This is a genomic window from Sorangiineae bacterium MSr12523, assembly GCA_037157775.1.
GTDB classification, from domain to species: Bacteria; Myxococcota_A; Polyangia; order Polyangiales; family Polyangiaceae; genus Pendulispora; species Pendulispora brunnea.
The window spans coordinates 3,778,954-3,794,637 of the sequence record CP089982.1; the positions used below are offsets into that span (position 1 = coordinate 3,778,954).

Below are 15,684 nucleotides of genomic sequence, written 5' to 3' on the forward strand. Positions count from 1 at the left end.
GTATGGGGCGCTGCCGCCCTACTTCTTCGGCGCCGGCTTGGTCGAATCGGGCTTCGACATATCGTGGCCGGGCATCGGCTCTGCTTGGCCTTCGTGATCGATCTTGATCTCGCGCGACACGCTGTTCCATGCACCGGGCACGGGCTTGTCGTTCTTGTCGACCAGATCGAGCTTCACCGTGTAGGTGCCGTTCTGGAGATTATCCAGGTAGTACGGCGTCCCGAACTTGATGACTTTGGCCGTCAGATTGCCTTCGATTCCAGGCCCGCTCACCGCGATGTTGACGTGATCCTTGTCCTCGGAGAGCACGTCGTTCAGCAATTGGAAATCGATGAGGACATGGTTCGCCATGTCGCCTTTGTATTCGCCCTTCGGACGGCTGTAGATGAGGAAGGGCTTCTTCACGTCGACGGCCGGTGCGCCTTTCTTGCCGACGTAGAACTCGACGACGTTGAGCGCGTCCTTCGTCTTCACCGACTCGTGATTCGCGCGGCTCGGGAACGTCGCGAGCACGTGCTGGCCTTCGGTGAGAGGCTCTCCCGCGGTCAGCTCGGACAATTTGACCGGCGCCTTCGGGTCGTAGATCGCCTTGTACGGCTTGTGATCGAGGATCAAGTGCACGTGCGAGCTGCCCGTGGCCGTTTGCCAATTCTTCACGTCGAGCTTCACCGCGAAGTCGTTCGCCTTGTCGGCGGCGATGACTTGGCCCTTGGTCGGCGCCGTCACCTTGGCCGTCGGCAGGGGCGCGGCCGGATCGGGGCTGGCCGCACCCGCGGTGAGCGTCACCGGCGGCGCGGGCGGCTTCTCCGGTGCCGCCTCTTGCGTGGCAGCGGGCGGTGGCGTGGTGGCGGCCGCAGCGGCCGGGGGCGGCGGCGGAGGTGGAGGCGGTGGAGGGAGATTGTCGCTTTCTCCGCCGCATGCGGCCAGCGCGAGCGCGAGCGCCAGCGGGACTGCGGAAAGCGCTGCAAGATTGAGGGAGGATTTCATGGTCGGCTCCTTGGTCGGGGCCACGATCGCTTTGCACGCGTCCTTTCGCAATTGGAATTTGGATGGCACAGTACGGCCGATGCTCGGCTTCCGCTTTCGCGAAACGATGCGCGGTACGTACCACTTGCTCGACGCGCCACTCGACGAGCGCGCCATGGAGTTCACGCTGACCGCGCGCACCAAAGGCTTCCGTCGCTTCTTGCGCGAGCAGGTGGCGGAGATCGAGGGCGAGGTGACCCTCGAGGGCCTGGCCACCAACCAGCCGCTCTCGGGCACGCTTTCGTTCAAGCTTCAAGAGAAGCGCCTGCCGTACGGCTTCTCCTTCAAGGACGACAAGGGCAAGGTCCGCCGCGTGCGCGGTCAGAAAGACTTCTCCCTCATCTACCTTGCCGACTCCATCTCCACGTTGCCGCTGACGCTTTACGACGATGCGGATCGCGAAGTGGGTCGCGGCCTGGTTCGCTTCGATCTGCGCGGCGACACGGGCAAACTCTTGCGCTCGTTTCGACTCAGGCTCGCGCTATGATGCGCCGGACGATGGATCGACTCACCGCAGATAGCAGCGTGCTCGTGGTGGTGGACGTTCAAGAGCGTCTGGCCGCGGCCATGCCGACGGACACGATGGCGCAGCTGGTTCAGAACGCCGAGATCCTCTTGGAGGCGGCTGCGCGTCTGCGCATCCCCGTGCTCGTGAGCGAGCAATACAAGAAGGGGCTCGGCCCCACCGTGAGCCCCCTGAGGGAACGGCTCGCGGGCATGGGCGTCGAGCCCATCGAAAAGATCGACTTCGACGCCTGTGCGGAGCCCGCATTCGCACGCGCCCTCACCGGGACGCATGCCCGTCAGGCGGTGGTGCTCGGGATGGAAGCACACATCTGCGTGTTCCAGACCGCGCGCGAGCTTTCGCGCCGGGGCTACACGACCTACGTCGTCGAGGATGCCGTCGCCTCACGCCGCGAAGAGAACCGCGCCGCGGGTCTGTCACTCGTCGCCCGTGCGGGCGCCATCCCCACCGTCACCGAGGCGGTGGCCTTCGACTGGCTCGGCCGCGCCGGCAGCGAAGACTTCAAGGCCATTTCACGCCTGGTGAAATAGCGGTGAAATAAGGAAGAAATTCACAGGGAGACGGGGAGGCGGGGAGTTTTTAGGGTTTGCAATGCCCTCACTAGGCCATTGGAAACCAAAAATCTCCCCGCCTCCCCGTCTCCCTGTGATCCCTCTTCTCTGCCGGAACAATTTGTCCCAGGGCCCTGTCATGGTGGCAATATGGCAGAAATGCAGGGGCCGGAAGCGAGCGAACCGCCGAGCTCGGTAGCGACCAACGACGGTGACATCACGGTGCTGGTCGTCGACGACGAGCGCTCCAACGTGGAGTCGTTGCAGAAGATCTTCGTGCGCGAAAACATGCGCGTCCTCTCGGCCTTCGACGCCAAGCAGGCGCTCGAGCAGGTCCGGTCCCACCGCATCAACGTCGTGCTCACCGACTTGATGATGCCGGGCACGACCGGCCTGGAGCTTCTTCGCGCGGTCAAGCAGGTCACCCCCGAAGTCGAGGTGGTGCTCATGACGGCGTACGGCTCGGTGGAGGCCGCCGTCAGCGCCATGCGGGAGGGCGCGTACGACTTCGTCGAGAAGCCGTTGAAGCGGCTCACCATCGTCAAGAGCGTGCGCAAAGCGGCCGAGAAGCAAAAGCTCGTCCTGGAAAACCGCTCGCTCAAGAACGAGATCAAACGCCTCACCACGCGCGAAATCGTCGGAAGCTCCCCCACGTTGCGCCGCGTGATCGACGTGGCCACGCAAGCCGCACCGAGCATGGCCACGGTGCTCGTCCTGGGCGAGAGCGGCACGGGCAAAGAATTGCTCGCGCGCTACATCCACGACCGCAGCGCCCGTGCCAAGCGGCCCTTTGTCGCGGTCAACTGCGCGGCCATCCCCGAGACCATCCTGGAGAGCGAGCTTTTCGGCCACGAGCGCGGTGCCTTCACCGGCGCGACCGGCAAGAAGGAAGGGCGTTTCGCCAAAGCGGCAGGGGGCACGCTTTTTCTCGACGAAATCGGCGAGCTGTCGCCCCAAGTGCAGGTGAAGCTGCTGCGCGTGCTTCAAGAAGGGGAGTTCGAGCCCCTCGGTGGGGATACGGAAAAGGCCGACGTGCGCATCGTCGCCGCCACCAACCGCGACCTGCTCGCGGAGGTGCAGGCGGGGCGATTTCGCGAAGACCTGTACTACCGCCTCAATGTCATCGCCATCACGGCGCCCCCGCTGCGGGCGCGGCGGGAGGACATTGCGCTGCTCGTGGATCACTTCCTCGGGCTGTACGCGGCCAAGAATGGCAAGGCGCGGCTCACTGTGTCGCGGATCGCGCTGGACAAGTTGCTCGACTACCACTGGCCCGGCAACGTGCGCGAGCTGGAGAACGTCATCGAGCGAGCGGTCGTCCTTTCGCGCAGCGACACGTTGACGGAGCACGATCTCCCCGACGCCATCGCGCATGCCGCGCCACCCACGCCCACCGCGCTGACGTTTCCCATCGGCACCCCGCTCGAAGAAATCGAGCTGCGCGTCATCAAAGAGACGTTGCGTCATACGAAGGGCGACAAGTCCGTCGCCGCCCAATTGCTGGGGATTTCGACCCGCACCATCTACCGCAAACTCGACGGCGTCCCGGAAGCAGCCGAGGGGTAGCGTTCTCATTGACACTTTGTCGCGCGCCCGGCGCTCAACCCGCTGCCGGCGCCAAGGTGTCGAACGGCCGCGATGCCGGCCAGGGAAATATTGCGTGAAACCCCGCGTTCGTGGGATGGCATGGCACTCGCTAGGCGTCTCTTTGGCGGAGTCTCACGAATGGCGGTCGACCAGGTTCTCAAGCGCAATTTTTGGGCGGTGATTCTCGTACTCACTGCCGTTGCGGCGTTTTTTGGCGCGAGCGGGGTTACGCAGATCATCGGCATCGGCCTCGCGGCGGACGAGAAGCAGCTTTCCACCCCGCCGCTGGCGGCCAAGAGCCCGGCCCTCGTTGCCAGTGCGACAGGCGGGCATTCCACCAGCGCGGATCCCATCCTCTCGCGCAACCCGTTCGATTCGGTGACCGGCCCGCTCAACAAGGTCGTCTCCGAGGAAGGGCCGACCCCGGGGCCGGATCTCAGCGATCCCTATTCGGCGCCGGCGTGCGACGGTGTGAAGGTTCTGATCATCGCGGCGTCGTCGGACGAAAAATGGTCCTTCGCGGCGCTTAGCTCCGGTGGCGACAACGCGCCCTCGCAACTGCGCCGGAGCGGCAACGACTTCAACGGCAAGACCGTGGAATTCGTCGGTTGGGACCGCGTTTGGCTCACCAGCGGCGGCACGCGCTGCCAAGCGCAGCTCTTCAAAGGTGACGAGCCGGCCAAGCCCCCGCCGCCGCCCCCCGTGCCATCGGCCCCCGTGCGCGGTGGCGCACCGTCCGTCAGTCCGGACATCGCGAAGGGCATCCAAAAACTCAGCGCGACGGAGTTCAACATCGATCGCGGAGTGGTCGATAAGATCCTCGAGAATCAGGCGGAATTGATGCGCCAAGCGCGCATCGTGCCCGTGCAGGAAAACGGCAAGGTCGTGGGTATCAACCTCTTTGGCGTGCGGCCCGACACGCTCCTTGGCCAGCTTGGAATGGAGAATGGAGACCGCCTCCAAAAGATCAACGGCTTCGACATGGCCAGCCCCGAAAAGGCTCTCGAAGCGTACGCGCGCCTCCGCATGGCCGACCACTTGACCGTGAGCATCAACCGCCGCGGGCAGGATGTGAATCTCGATTACAACATCAAATAGTCCGCGAATATTTTCCTCGTTTTTTGCAGTGCGCTCGTGGGAATTGACTGGAGTCCGAGAATGAACCGTGCGTCGAATGGGAACCTTTTGCAGATGAGGCCTACGACGGCCGGGAGGCCGGAGTGAATGTCACTGAAACCGAAACCGATGGCCTGATGCGAAAAACGGTCGTGACCGTGGTCACGATGTTGGGAGGTGCCGTCGTAATTCTCGGAACGGCGAGCCTCATCGCGCTCTTCGCCACCAAGTTGGCGGTGGGCAGTAGCCCCACGGCGCAAGCCACGCCCGCGGCGCAAGCCGCTGCAGGCGATGGGAAAGTTGGTTCCGCAGGGGCAGCCGGTGTACTTCGGAACAAGCCCCAAAAAGCCCCGAGTGCGGGTAACGAGATCTGAAATTCCATCGAGATGAGAAAAAGACTTTCCCTCCTTGCGGCGGTATCCCTAGGTACGCTCATTTCGGGCGCGGTTCGTGACGTTCGCGGTCAAACTCCGCCTACTCCTCCGCCGCCAACCAGAGCGCAGCCTCCTGCTGCCACCGCGGCTCCTGCGGCGCCTCCTGCAGCCGCTGCGCCTCCAGGTGCAGGCCGTGCGGCGCTCCCCACGGCTCCTGCGGCTGGCGCGAAGGGAAAGCCGACCGAGTCGCCGGCTGGTAAAGCGCAGGGCGACACGGACAAGCTTCCGCAGTTCGATTCGGCGATGGAGTTCGAGCCGCGGAGCCCCAACTACCGCGTGTCCTTCTCACTGGAAGATGCGGACCTGCCGGAGCTCGTGCGCGTCATCGGGCAGCTCACGGGCAAGCGGTTCATCTTTGGCGGCAAGGTGCGCAACATCAAGGCGAGCGTCTACTCGCCGCAAAAAGTCACCGTGGCCGAGGCCTACCAGGCGTTCCTGTCCATCCTGGAGACCAATGGCCTCACCGTCATTCCGCACGGCCGCTTTCTGAAGATCGTCGAGACGGCGGGCATCGCGTCGCAGTCCACACCCACGGTCGGCCCGCAGCAGGGCGCCCCGGTGGAGGATCGCTACGTCACGCGCATGCACCGTCTGCGCAACGTCAACGCCGACGAGGTGGCGAACCTGCTCGGCAAATTCAAGAGCAAGGACGCGGACGTCTCCTCGTACAGCGCCGGCAACATGCTCATCCTCACGGACACGGGGACGAACATCCGCCGCATGATGTCCATCGTGGAGGAGATCGACGTCGGGGGCGCGGGCGATCAAATCTGGATGGAGACCATCAATTACGCGTCCGCGGCGGACATCGCCCAGCGCGTGAACGAGCTGTTCGACATCAAGAGCGGCTCGAGTTCTCCGCCACCTCCGGGCCCGCGCGGCGCACCACCCCCGGCGGCAGCCAGCAGCGGTGGCGGCGGTGCGGGAGGGGGGGATCTCCACATTTCGAAGATCCTCCCGGACGAGCGCACCAACAAGATCATCATCGTCGCGACCGAGAAGGCGTACCTGCGCATCCTCGAGATCATCAAGAAGATGGACGTGCCGCAAACGACGGAGGGCGAAATCCACGTCCTTCCATTGCAGCACGCCGACGCCGTCGAGCTCACCAAGACCTTGAACGAGATCATCACCGGCACCGGCGGCAGCTCCGGTGGTGGCGGCGGCGGTCAGCAGGGGCGGCGGGGCCAGGAGCAAAGTGGTGCGCAGCAACAGGGCATCTTCGAAGGTGGTGTCAAAGTCAGCGCCGACAAGGCCACCAACTCGATTGTCGTCACATCGTCGATGCGTGACTACGCGTCACTGCGCGCGGTGGTCGACAGGCTCGACCTTCCGCGTCGCTCCGTGTTCATCGAGGCCGTCATCCTCGACCTTTCGATCACGCGTTCGAACCAACTCGGGTTCAACTTCCACGGTGGCGACACCTTCGGCGAGAACAGCGACGGTCTCGTTTACGGCGGTTTGAATCCCATCAAATCGATCGGCCTGCCCACCGCCAGCCCCGAGCTGCTCCAAGGCCTCGCACTCGGCGTTCGCGGACCGGCGATTCCGGGCTCGGAAAACCTGCTCGGTACCGGCATCACCATTCCGTCGTTCGGCCTCGTCGTTCAAGCGCTCGCCACGGCGACGGACACCGACGTTCTCTCGACGCCGCACATCCTGGCCACGGACAACCAGAAGGCGATCATCAACATCGGCGAGAACATCCCGCTGCAGCAAAACCTGAGCCTCCCGTCGTTCCCTGGCCTCGGCGGCACCAATCCGCAGCAGCAGGCCGGCGCGCTCGGTGCCTTGGGTGGTTTGGGCGGATTCGGTGGCTTCGGTGGTACCGGCGCCCGTCAGGACGTCGGCACCAAGCTGACCATCACGCCGCACTTGAACGACTCGAACGAGGTGCGCCTCGAGCTGAACGAGGAAATCAGCGAGGCGAAGTCCGCCGTCGGTACCGCCGGCGTGGTTCCCATCACCAAGCGCAATGCCGAGACCATGCTGGTCGTGCAGGATCAGCAGACGGTGGTCATCGGTGGTTTGATGCGAAATCGCCTGACCCACTCGGAGGAAAAAATCCCGGTGTTGGGCGACATACCCGTACTGGGTGCGCTGTTTCGCTCCACGAAGAACGGGATGGAAAAGACGAACCTCATCCTCATTTTGACGCCGTACATCATCCGCGAGCAGGCGGATTTGCGTACGATTTACGAGCGCAAGATGGAAGAGCGTCAACAATTCCTGGATCGCTATTTCGTATTCAGCGACGACTCGGATTACCAGCCGCCCAAGGACTATTCGCGCACCAACGGGCTCGTCGAATTCATTCGTCAAAGCTACCGCGGTGTCGAAGAGCGCAAGAAGCTCGACGATCTGTTGAAGCCGAAGGAGCTCATCACGCACGAGCCGAGTGAGCCGCTGGAGATGCCCGCCTCGCCGCGCACGCCCTCCACCAACCCGGCGCCCGCCACGGCTCCGGCGCCCTCCGGTCCGATTCACCCGGGCCCCGTTCGCAGTGTGCCGCCGGCCACGCCCACACCTTCGCCGGGTGTGACGGTCACGCCGCCGACCCGGCAGATCAACCAGGTGGAGCGCTAATGGCCGAAGAGCGCTTCATGGGCGAGCTCCTCGCACGGCGCGGTGTGGTTCCGCCCGAGCGCCTCGAGGGCATTTTCGCCATTCAAAAGGAAAAGGGCGGCTCGCTCATCGACTTGCTCGTCGATGCGCAGATCACCGACGAAGCCACGGTGGCGCGCACCTTGGCCGACGAGGCGGAGCTCCCGTACGTCGACCGCATCGAGTCGGAGAAGATCCCGACGCAGCTCGCCACGCGCGTGCCCATCACCTTCGCCAAGCAGCACAAGATCGTGGTCATCCACGAGGACGAGCGCGTGATGCACGCCATCTGCGCCGATCCGTTCGACACCGCGGCTCTGGACGATCTGCGCTTGCTCTTCGGCAAGCCCGTGGAGGCGCAGGTCGCGCCCGGTGAGCAGGTCGTCGATGCCATCAACCGCGTCTACGAGCGCGTCGCCGGCGGCGGCGAGCTCGAGACGGACGAAGCCGACGTGTCCGAGGACGACGCGGCGAGCGACATTCTCGACAGCGACGACGAGGCGCCGGTCATTCGTTGGGTCAACTCCCTCTTTCTCCACGCGATGAAGGAGAGGGCCAGCGATATTCATATCGAGCCGGAAGAAAAAGAAGTCTTGGTCCGCTATCGCATCGACGGCGACCTTTACATCAAGCGCCGCGCCCCGCGTGCCTTCATGAACGCCATCGTCTCGCGCATCAAAATCGAGAGTGCGCTCAACATCGCGGAAAAGCGCCTTCCGCAAGACGGCCGCATCGCCAAAAAGATCGCCGGAAAGAGCTTCGACATCCGCGTCAGCACCATCCCCACGAGCCGCTCCTACGAGCGCATCGTCATGCGTCTATTGAACAAATCGAGCGTGCTCCTCGATTTGCCGGACCTGGGATTCTCCCCGCGCGATTACGCGCTGATGGACGGGCTCATTCGACGTCCGGACGGCATCATTCTCGTTACGGGACCCACGGGTTCCGGAAAGACGACCACGCTCTACGCGTGCATCAACCGCATCAACCGGCCCGACTTGAACATCCTCACCGCGGAGGATCCGGTCGAGTACGAGATTGGCGGCATCCACCAGGTGCACGTGAACCCGAAAATCGGGCTCACCTTCGCCAGCGCGCTGCGCGCCTTTCTCCGCCAGGATCCGGACGTGGTCATGGTCGGTGAGATCCGTGACAAGGAAACGGTGGAAATTGCGATCAACGCATCGCTCACCGGTCACTTGGTGCTCTCGACGATCCACACCAACGACGCGGCCGGCGCCGTCACGCGTATGGTCGACATGGGCGTCGAGCCGTTCCTCATTCGCTCCAGCGTCATCGGCATTCTCGCGCAACGCCTCGTGCGCGTGCTCTGCCCGCACTGCAAGGAAGCGTACCCCGCAGAGGACTTCGAGCTGGAGGAGCTGGGCATCGACCAAGGGCGCATCCGCCTGCGCAAGTCGCGTCGAAACAATACGCAATCGCGTTATTTCCCGCGCACGGCGACCGAGCCGGACATTCTCGACATTCCTGCGGGCACGCGCCCCACGTTCTTTCGCCCCAAGGGCTGCTCGCGTTGTGCGAACACCGGCTTTTCCGGCCGGCGCGGTATCTACGAGCTTCTCATGATGGATGATGCGGTGGGCCCGCTCATCTTGAAGAACGCCGACGCGCAGACGTTGAAGCGCACGGCCATCGAGCAAGGCATGGACAGCTTGCGCGACGACGGCGCACGCAAAGTCTTGAACGGCCTCACCAGCGTCGAGGAAGTGCTCGCGGCCACGCAAGAAGACGTCGGCGTGGGCGACGATGGATCCACGGTGTCGGCGGGGGCAATGCCCGTCGCTGCGGCGAGGTAGCGCATGGCGGTTTTCGAGTACCGGGGACTGCTCGTCGCATCCGGCAAACAAGTGCACGGCGTGCGCGACGCCGACAATGCCAAGGTGCTACGCGGGTTGCTCAAGCGCGAAGGCATCCTCCTCACCAGCGCGCACGAGGAGACGGCCGCGCACGCGGAGGGTCGCAAGAACAAGCTTGACCTCTTCGCCTTCTTCCGCCGCGTCAGCATCACCGACGTGGCCATGATGACCCGCCAGCTGGCCACGTTGGTCATGGCCGGCATTCCGCTGGTGGAGGCCGTCGCCGCGCTCACCGATCAAGTGGAAAAGCTGGAGTTGAAGCGCGTCCTCACCCAGGTGCGCGACCGCTTGAACGAAGGTATTTCGCTGGCGAAGGCGCTGGAGCCGCACCCCAAGATTTTCCCGCCGCTCTACGTGAACATGGTCGCCGCCGGCGAGGCCTCGGGCACCCTCGAGACCGTGCTCGAGCGCCTGTCCGACTTCATGGAAGGCCAGGCCAGGCTGCGCTCCAAGGTGAGCTCCGCGCTCGCGTACCCGATCCTGATGCTCATCATCGGCACGGTGCTCATCGCGGTCATGATGGTGGCCGTCGTGCCGAAGATCACGAGCATCTTCGCCAGCCTCGACCGCGCGCTGCCTTGGTACACCTCGCTGCTCATCATGGTGTCGAACGCCCTCAAATCGAACGAGATGGTGGGCTTCGTCCTGATGCTCTTCACCATGATCGCCATCCGCAAGGCGTCGACCGCCCCGCAGACGGACGAGAAGGACAAGCCGGCGGGGCCCGCCGTGAAGAAATCGCTCGGGCCGGCGGCCTTCGTGGCCATGGGCCTCGGCATCTTCATTCTGCTGCTCTTCTTCTACGTCGAGTCGGTGGTGTCCTTCATCATCGGCCTCGGGTTGGGCTTCCTCGTGGGCCTCGCGGTCTCGCGCCTGCTCAAGTACATCGCCACGCCGACCGGCAAAGTGTGGAAGGACTCGTTCCTCCTGAAGCTGCCCATCTTCGGCGCGCTCTTCCGCATGCTCGCGGTCGCGCGTTTCTCACGCACGCTCGCCACCTTGCTTCAGAGCGGCGTGCCGCTGCTCAAGGCCATGAACATCGTGCGCAACGTGCTCGGCAATGCGCGCCTCGAAAAAGTCGTGGAAGAGGCCACGGGATCCATTCGCGAGGGCGAGTCGATCGCCGCGCCCCTGCGGCGCAGCCGCGAGTTTCCTCCCATCGTGACCCACATGATCGCGGTCGGCGAAAAGAGCGGCCAGCTCGAGCAAATGCTGGAAAACGTAGCCCGCGCTTACGATACGCAGGTGGACACGCGCGTGCAGGCAATGACCAGCCTGCTCGAGCCGCTCATCATCGTGTTCATGGGCGGCGGCGTCGGGTTCATCGCCTTCTCGATTTTGATGCCGCTGATTCAGATGAACGACTTCGTGCAATAGAAGGGCAGTAAAGGAGAGGGAGTCAAGGACGGGTGAGTGTTGCAATGGCGCGGCGTAGAGAATCGACGGTCTTCTTCCCCTGGGAGAAAAAGCGGGGTCTGCTCGGTGTGGTCGGGCGGGCCCGCGGCCGTTTGTTGCTCTCCATCGTGGCGCTCATCGCCTTCGTCGTTCTGGTGTGGGGCAGGGAGGAGCACGCTGCAGCACTGCGTGCCACACGTGCCACGCTGACGACGACCACGCGCGCGGTCACCGCGTATCGGGCCGATCACGGGGGGAAATGTCCGGCGTCACTGTCGGATTTGGTGGCCGGCGGCTACACGCGCGACGTGCCCATCGACGCCTGGGGTCGGCCCTTGCGGCTGACGTGCCCCGGTCGTCGCGATGCAGCAAGCTTCGAAGTGTCGAGTGACGGTCCCGACGGGTTGCCAGGAGGGCTCGATCGGGTGGAGTAATCGAGGGGAACCGAGGAGTACTTTCTCGGCTTCACGGGTTTTTCAATCCAAGGAGTGCGTTCGATGAAATTGTCATGGTCCGAGATTATCCGTCACAGCCGTCGCGTGAGCCGCATGAGCCGAGCATCGCGCGAGCGCGGTGTGACCCTCATCGAGATCCTGATCGTGCTCGCGATCATCGGGCTCATTGCGGGCGGTGTCGCCATGACCGCGATCCCCAAGTTCCAGGACGCGCAGAAGCAGACGACCCGGCAGAGCGCGCAGGTTCTGCGTCAGGCCGCCCAATTGTGGCGCACCACCGGCGGCGGCGACTGCCCCACGGTCGAAGTGTTGAAGCGCGACAAGCAGCTCGAGTCGTCGTCCAAGTTGAGCGACGCGTGGGATCAGCCGTTTAAGATCCTCTGCGACGATGACGAGACCACGGTGGTGAGCAACGGCCCGGACAAAAAAGAGGGAACGGCGGACGACATTCGCGTGCCGGCGCCGGAAGCCCCCGCGAAGTAATGCAACATGAGCTGCCCAATCTCCACCAGCCAACCGCGGAAGTTTTCGCTTCTTCGTGCCGCGCGTCGCGGCATGACGTTGGTGGAGATCCTCATCGTGATGGTCATCATCGCGCTGATCATGGGCGGCATCATCATGGGCTCGGGCCAGGTGTCGAGCGCGCGCCTTCGCGCATCGAGCAGCTTGATCACCAGCGCCATCAAGACCGCGTACACGCGCTCCAATGCGGTCTCCAAGAGCGTGCGCTTGGTGTTCGACTTCGAGGAGAACACCTTGTGGCTCGAGGAGGCGAGCCGCCCGATGGTGGTCCAATCGAAGGACCTCACCGCCACGGGCGGCGCCGAGCCGGCAACGGTCGCGGAGCAGGCGGCGGTGGCCGAGGGCGAACGCATCGTCAAAGGCCCCATGGCGCCACGTGCTTCCTTTCGCGCGGTGCCCGCCGCGGATTTGACCTCGCACGAGCCGGGCGGCAAACGCTCGCTCCCGCGCGGCATCACGTTCCGCGAGATCCAGACCTTTCACGATGACCAACCGCGCACGGAGGGGCGTGCATATCTGTATTTCTGGTCGGGCGGACAGACCGAGCGCGCATCGATTCAAGTGCGCGTGGGCAAGTCGGACGAGGATGCGCAGACGCTGACGCTTCTCGTCTCGCCGCTCACCGGCAAGGTCACCATCGAAAAGGGCCCCGTCGCGCTGAAGCTGCCGACGGACGACAAAGAGGCTTCCGAACGCGAGGAGAGCTCGTTTTGAGGCGGGCTGTCGCGATGAAGCGAGGCTTCTCGCTGCTCGAGGTCATGGTGGCGATTGCCATCTTGGGTCTCGCGCTCAGCGTCATCCTGTCGGCGCAGGCTGGACTGACCACGAGCACCCGCCGCGCAGCCAACATGGCCAATGCCGTGGAATACGGCCGCTGCAAGATGACCGAGATGGAGGAAAAGCTCCTCAAAATGGGCTACCCCGAGCTCGACGATCTGCAGTCGCTGGTGCCGTGCTGCAACGACGAGACGGACACGATGTACACGTGCGATACGCGCGTGGAGAAAGTCGTTTTGCCCAACCCGCCGTCGAACACCCTGGGCGGCGGTGATGGCGGCTCGGGCGGTGGCGGTGATGGCGGCTTGGGCGGCCTTTCGAACTTGGCGAGCGCTGCCCAAGGCGGTTCGTCGTCCTTGCCCTTCGTGCTCAATCCGGCCGGTGGCGCGGGGTTGAACCTCAATATGGACGCCGGCATGCAGGGCCTCGGCAGCGCGCTCAATTCCGTGGGCGGCGCCGATGGCTTGATCAGCATGGCCATGGGCATCGTGTACCCGTCCATCAAGCCGCTGATGGAAGCGTCCATTCGGCGGCTGACGGTGACCGTTCGTTGGAAGGAGGGCTCGACCGACAAAGAGATCACCATGGTCCAGTACGTGACTAATCCGCAGCGCGGCAACTTGGGCGGGGCGCTCGGCTTCGACGCCGGCACCGGGCTCGTTGGCGATGGGGGAGTGCCCATCCAATGAAGCGCGGACGTTCTCGCGGCATGACCTTGCTCGAGATCCTCGTCTCGCTGGCGATCTTGGCGATGATTTCGCTGCTCGTCTATGGCGCCGTCGACTCGCTGAGTCGCGGAAAAAAGGCGGAGGCGCTGCGCAACGAGCGCTCGCGCCAAGGTCGCTCGGCCATATTGCGCATGGTCCGCGAGCTATCGAGCGCGTACATCTCGCAGCACACGCCGACCAACTTGGCGATGCAGACGCGGCAAACGATCTTCTCCGGCAAGAGCAGCAGCCAATACGACCGCCTGGATTTTACCGCCTTTGCGCACCGCCGCACGGAGGCCGATTCCAAAGAATCGGATCAATCCGAAATAGGATATTTCGTCGTTCGCGATCCCAATCAAGACGGGAAAATGGATCTCGTGCGGCGTGAGCAGTTTCCCATCGATTTGGATGCCACCAAGGGCGGTATCGTCAATGTCCTTGCGGAGGACGTCGAGTCCTTCGAACTTCGCTACCTCGATCCGGTGACCAGCCAATGGGTCGAAACATGGGATACGACCCAGGCGCAGACGGGGCAGGGTGGACGGCTGCCGTTCGAAGTGCACATCAAATTGGTATTGGCCAATCCTCCGCCCGGGGTCGAAAAAACGTACACCACCAAGGTGGTGATCCCGATGCAGCAACCCCTTTCGTTCGGGATACCGCGATGAGCGCGCATCTGGCAGCCCTGGCACCTGCTCGCCGCCGCCGCGCCAAGCAACGCGCCCGCGAGCGAGGGATTGCCCTCATCATGGTGCTCGGCGCGATTGCCGTGCTCACGGTCATGCTGGCCGAGTTCCAGGACGAGACGAGCACCGAGCTCGCCGCGGCGCTCGCGGATCGCGATGGCGTTCAAGCAGAGTACATGGCCCGCAGCGCCGTGAACCTTTCGCGGTTGCTCCTCGCGGCGGAGCCGACGATGCGCACGGCGGTGGCACCGCTCTTCATGATGATGAAGAAAACGCCGCCGCAGCTTCCGGTATGGGAATTCTCCGATCGCATCCTGGGCGCGTTCAACGACCAGGAGGGCGCGGCCAGCTTCGCGGGATCGGTGGGCGTCGATCTTTCGGCGGGCAAGAACCTGGGCATGCCGGGCGGCCGATTCGAAATCTCGATTGTCGACGAAGACTCGAAGATCAACGTCAACCTGGGCGCGGCCAACGACATGGCCCACCTGCGCCTCGCGCGCGAAATCATGGGCCTCATCGCGCCGCTGCAGTATTCGCCCATGTTCGAAAAGAAGGACACCACGGGCGCCGTGCACGATCGCCTTTCGGTCTGCGCGGCGATCATCGACTGGGCGGATCTCGACGAGGGAATGTTCGACTGCAACGTCCAGCAGACGGCCCAAGCGCGCAGTGCGGGCGTCGAAGATGCGTACTATCAGCTTTTGCCCACCAAACCGTACCGGCGCAAAAATGCCCCCTACGACTCGCTCGACGAATTGCGCATGATCCGCGGCGTCAACGAGGACTTCTGGGCCACGTTCATCGACCCCGAGCCGGACAATCCGAAAAAGCGCATCATGACGGTGTGGGGGCAGGGCGCGGTGAACGTGAACACCGCCAATGCGCAGACCTTGCTCGCCATCGTGTGCTCGGGTGCTCAGGCCGACACGGCCATCTGCAACGACCCGATGCAAGCGGCCACGTTCCTCACGGGCGTGACCATGGCCCGCGGCCTCACGATGGGTGCGCCGATGTTCGGCAACGCCAATGACTTCATCAACACGATGAAGGGGCAAGGCCAAATGGGGCCGCTTCTGACCACGATGGGCATGAAGCCGGTCAAGTTCCAATCCGATGCGGAGTTCGGAAAGAGCATTTCCACCGAGAGCAAAGTGTTCTCGATTTACACCGTCGGCGTCATCAAAGGGTACAAGCGGGAAACGCGGACTTCGATCCACGCCGTGGTCGATTTTCGCAGTGCGCCGCAGCTGACGGGGACTGGGCAGCAGCCTGGCGGCACGGCTGGTAACCCCCCGCCGACCAACCCACCCAACCCGGGCACCGGATCGCAGACCCCGAACACCAACAATCCCGCGACGCAGCCGAGCACCGGTGGACAAGTCGTTTACTTTCGAATCGAATAATCAACGAGGAGCTCT

General features: G+C 63.9%; 15 protein-coding genes. 14 read left to right on the plus strand and 1 reads right to left on the minus strand.

Features of this window, described 5'->3' with window-relative positions; genetic code table 11:
• Positions 1-18: 18 nt before the first annotated feature.
• Positions 19-987: a hypothetical protein gene (locus LZC95_15245; protein ID WXA98185.1), complete on the minus strand. Its 969-nt coding sequence runs from the start codon at positions 985-987 to the stop codon at positions 19-21.
• Here LZC95_15245 and LZC95_15250 point away from each other — a divergent pair.
• The 14 genes from LZC95_15250 (at position 986) to LZC95_15315 (ending at position 15,669) form a co-directional block, all read left to right on the plus strand.
• Positions 986-1,513: a hypothetical protein gene (locus LZC95_15250; GenBank protein ID WXA98186.1), complete on the plus strand. Its 528-nt coding sequence runs from the start codon at positions 986-988 to the stop codon at positions 1,511-1,513. The two genes, LZC95_15245 and LZC95_15250, sit on opposite strands and share 2 nt — an antisense overlap.
• Before the next feature lie 11 nt (positions 1,514-1,524).
• Positions 1,525-2,082, plus strand: a complete 558-nt coding sequence (locus tag LZC95_15255; GenBank protein WXA98187.1) for an isochorismatase family protein — start codon at positions 1,525-1,527, stop codon at positions 2,080-2,082.
• A gap of 180 nt (positions 2,083-2,262) precedes the next feature.
• A complete protein-coding gene (locus LZC95_15260) occupies positions 2,263-3,669 on the plus strand; it encodes a sigma-54 dependent transcriptional regulator (GenBank protein ID WXB00337.1) in 1,407 nt (468 codons plus the stop codon).
• Between the two features lie 159 nt (positions 3,670-3,828).
• The gene (locus LZC95_15265) at positions 3,829-4,788 is read left to right on the plus strand and encodes a general secretion pathway protein GspC (GenBank protein ID WXA98188.1); all 960 of its coding nucleotides are present in this window, start codon (positions 3,829-3,831) and stop codon (positions 4,786-4,788) included.
• Between the two features lie 155 nt (positions 4,789-4,943).
• The gene (locus tag LZC95_15270) at positions 4,944-5,180 is read left to right on the plus strand and encodes a hypothetical protein (GenBank protein ID WXA98189.1); all 237 of its coding nucleotides are present in this window, start codon (positions 4,944-4,946) and stop codon (positions 5,178-5,180) included.
• 12 nt (positions 5,181-5,192) lie between these two features.
• Positions 5,193-7,826: a type II secretion system secretin GspD gene (gene gspD, locus LZC95_15275; GenBank protein ID WXA98190.1), complete on the plus strand. Its 2,634-nt coding sequence runs from the start codon at positions 5,193-5,195 to the stop codon at positions 7,824-7,826.
• On the plus strand, positions 7,826-9,661 hold the full coding sequence (gene gspE / locus LZC95_15280) for a type II secretion system ATPase GspE (protein WXA98191.1): 1,836 nt from the start codon (positions 7,826-7,828) through the stop codon (positions 9,659-9,661). The genes gspD and gspE overlap by 1 nt, the downstream gene beginning before the upstream one ends.
• 3 nt (positions 9,662-9,664) lie before the next feature.
• A complete protein-coding gene (locus LZC95_15285; GenBank protein ID WXA98192.1) occupies positions 9,665-11,098 on the plus strand; it encodes a type II secretion system F family protein in 1,434 nt (477 codons plus the stop codon).
• A gap of 44 nt (positions 11,099-11,142) precedes the next feature.
• Positions 11,143-11,550, plus strand: coding sequence for a type II secretion system protein GspG (locus LZC95_15290; GenBank protein WXA98193.1), 408 nt, complete (start codon positions 11,143-11,145; stop codon positions 11,548-11,550).
• Positions 11,551-11,664: 114 nt separating this feature from the next.
• On the plus strand, positions 11,665-12,054 hold the full coding sequence (locus LZC95_15295) for a type II secretion system GspH family protein (GenBank protein WXA98194.1): 390 nt from the start codon (positions 11,665-11,667) through the stop codon (positions 12,052-12,054).
• Between the two features lie 6 nt (positions 12,055-12,060).
• Positions 12,061-12,807 carry a prepilin-type N-terminal cleavage/methylation domain-containing protein gene (locus LZC95_15300; GenBank protein WXA98195.1) on the plus strand — a complete coding sequence of 249 codons (747 nt, stop codon included), beginning with the start codon at positions 12,061-12,063 and terminating at the stop codon, positions 12,805-12,807.
• 14 nt (positions 12,808-12,821) lie between these two features.
• Positions 12,822-13,559 carry a type II secretion system GspH family protein gene (locus LZC95_15305; protein WXA98196.1) on the plus strand — a complete coding sequence of 246 codons (738 nt, stop codon included), beginning with the start codon at positions 12,822-12,824 and terminating at the stop codon, positions 13,557-13,559.
• Complete coding sequence (locus tag LZC95_15310; protein WXA98197.1) at positions 13,556-14,248, plus strand: prepilin-type N-terminal cleavage/methylation domain-containing protein; 693 nt, start codon at positions 13,556-13,558, stop codon at positions 14,246-14,248. Before LZC95_15305 ends, LZC95_15310 begins: the two co-directional genes overlap by 4 nt.
• Positions 14,245-15,669 carry a type II secretion system protein GspK gene (locus LZC95_15315; protein WXA98198.1) on the plus strand — a complete coding sequence of 475 codons (1,425 nt, stop codon included), beginning with the start codon at positions 14,245-14,247 and terminating at the stop codon, positions 15,667-15,669. The genes LZC95_15310 and LZC95_15315 overlap by 4 nt, the downstream gene beginning before the upstream one ends.
• Positions 15,670-15,684: the final 15 nt, after the last annotated feature.

Bases quoted from the DNA above. Each gene is read 5' to 3' on its own strand.
- LZC95_15285 (WXA98192.1), top strand. From the start codon at position 9,665: ATGGCGGTTTTCGAGTACCGGGGACTGCTCGTCGCATCCGGCAAACAA.
- LZC95_15315 (WXA98198.1), top strand. From the start codon at position 14,245: ATGAGCGCGCATCTGGCAGCCCTGGCACCTGCTCGCCGCCGCCGCGCC.
- LZC95_15300 (WXA98195.1), top strand. From the start codon at position 12,061: ATGAGCTGCCCAATCTCCACCAGCCAACCGCGGAAGTTTTCGCTTCTT.
- LZC95_15255 (WXA98187.1), top strand. From the start codon at position 1,525: ATGGATCGACTCACCGCAGATAGCAGCGTGCTCGTGGTGGTGGACGTT.
- LZC95_15305 (WXA98196.1), top strand. From the start codon at position 12,822: ATGAAGCGAGGCTTCTCGCTGCTCGAGGTCATGGTGGCGATTGCCATC.
- LZC95_15245 (WXA98185.1), bottom strand. From the start codon at position 987: ATGAAATCCTCCCTCAATCTTGCAGCGCTTTCCGCAGTCCCGCTGGCG.
- LZC95_15250 (WXA98186.1), top strand. From the start codon at position 986: ATGGTCGGCTCCTTGGTCGGGGCCACGATCGCTTTGCACGCGTCCTTT.
- LZC95_15265 (WXA98188.1), top strand. From the start codon at position 3,829: ATGGCGGTCGACCAGGTTCTCAAGCGCAATTTTTGGGCGGTGATTCTC.
- LZC95_15260 (WXB00337.1), top strand. From the start codon at position 2,263: ATGCAGGGGCCGGAAGCGAGCGAACCGCCGAGCTCGGTAGCGACCAAC.
- LZC95_15295 (WXA98194.1), top strand. From the start codon at position 11,665: ATGAGCCGAGCATCGCGCGAGCGCGGTGTGACCCTCATCGAGATCCTG.
- LZC95_15310 (WXA98197.1), top strand. From the start codon at position 13,556: ATGAAGCGCGGACGTTCTCGCGGCATGACCTTGCTCGAGATCCTCGTC.
- LZC95_15270 (WXA98189.1), top strand. From the start codon at position 4,944: ATGCGAAAAACGGTCGTGACCGTGGTCACGATGTTGGGAGGTGCCGTC.
- LZC95_15290 (WXA98193.1), top strand. From the start codon at position 11,143: ATGGCGCGGCGTAGAGAATCGACGGTCTTCTTCCCCTGGGAGAAAAAG.
- gspE (WXA98191.1), top strand. From the start codon at position 7,826: ATGGCCGAAGAGCGCTTCATGGGCGAGCTCCTCGCACGGCGCGGTGTG.
- gspD (WXA98190.1), top strand. From the start codon at position 5,193: ATGAGAAAAAGACTTTCCCTCCTTGCGGCGGTATCCCTAGGTACGCTC.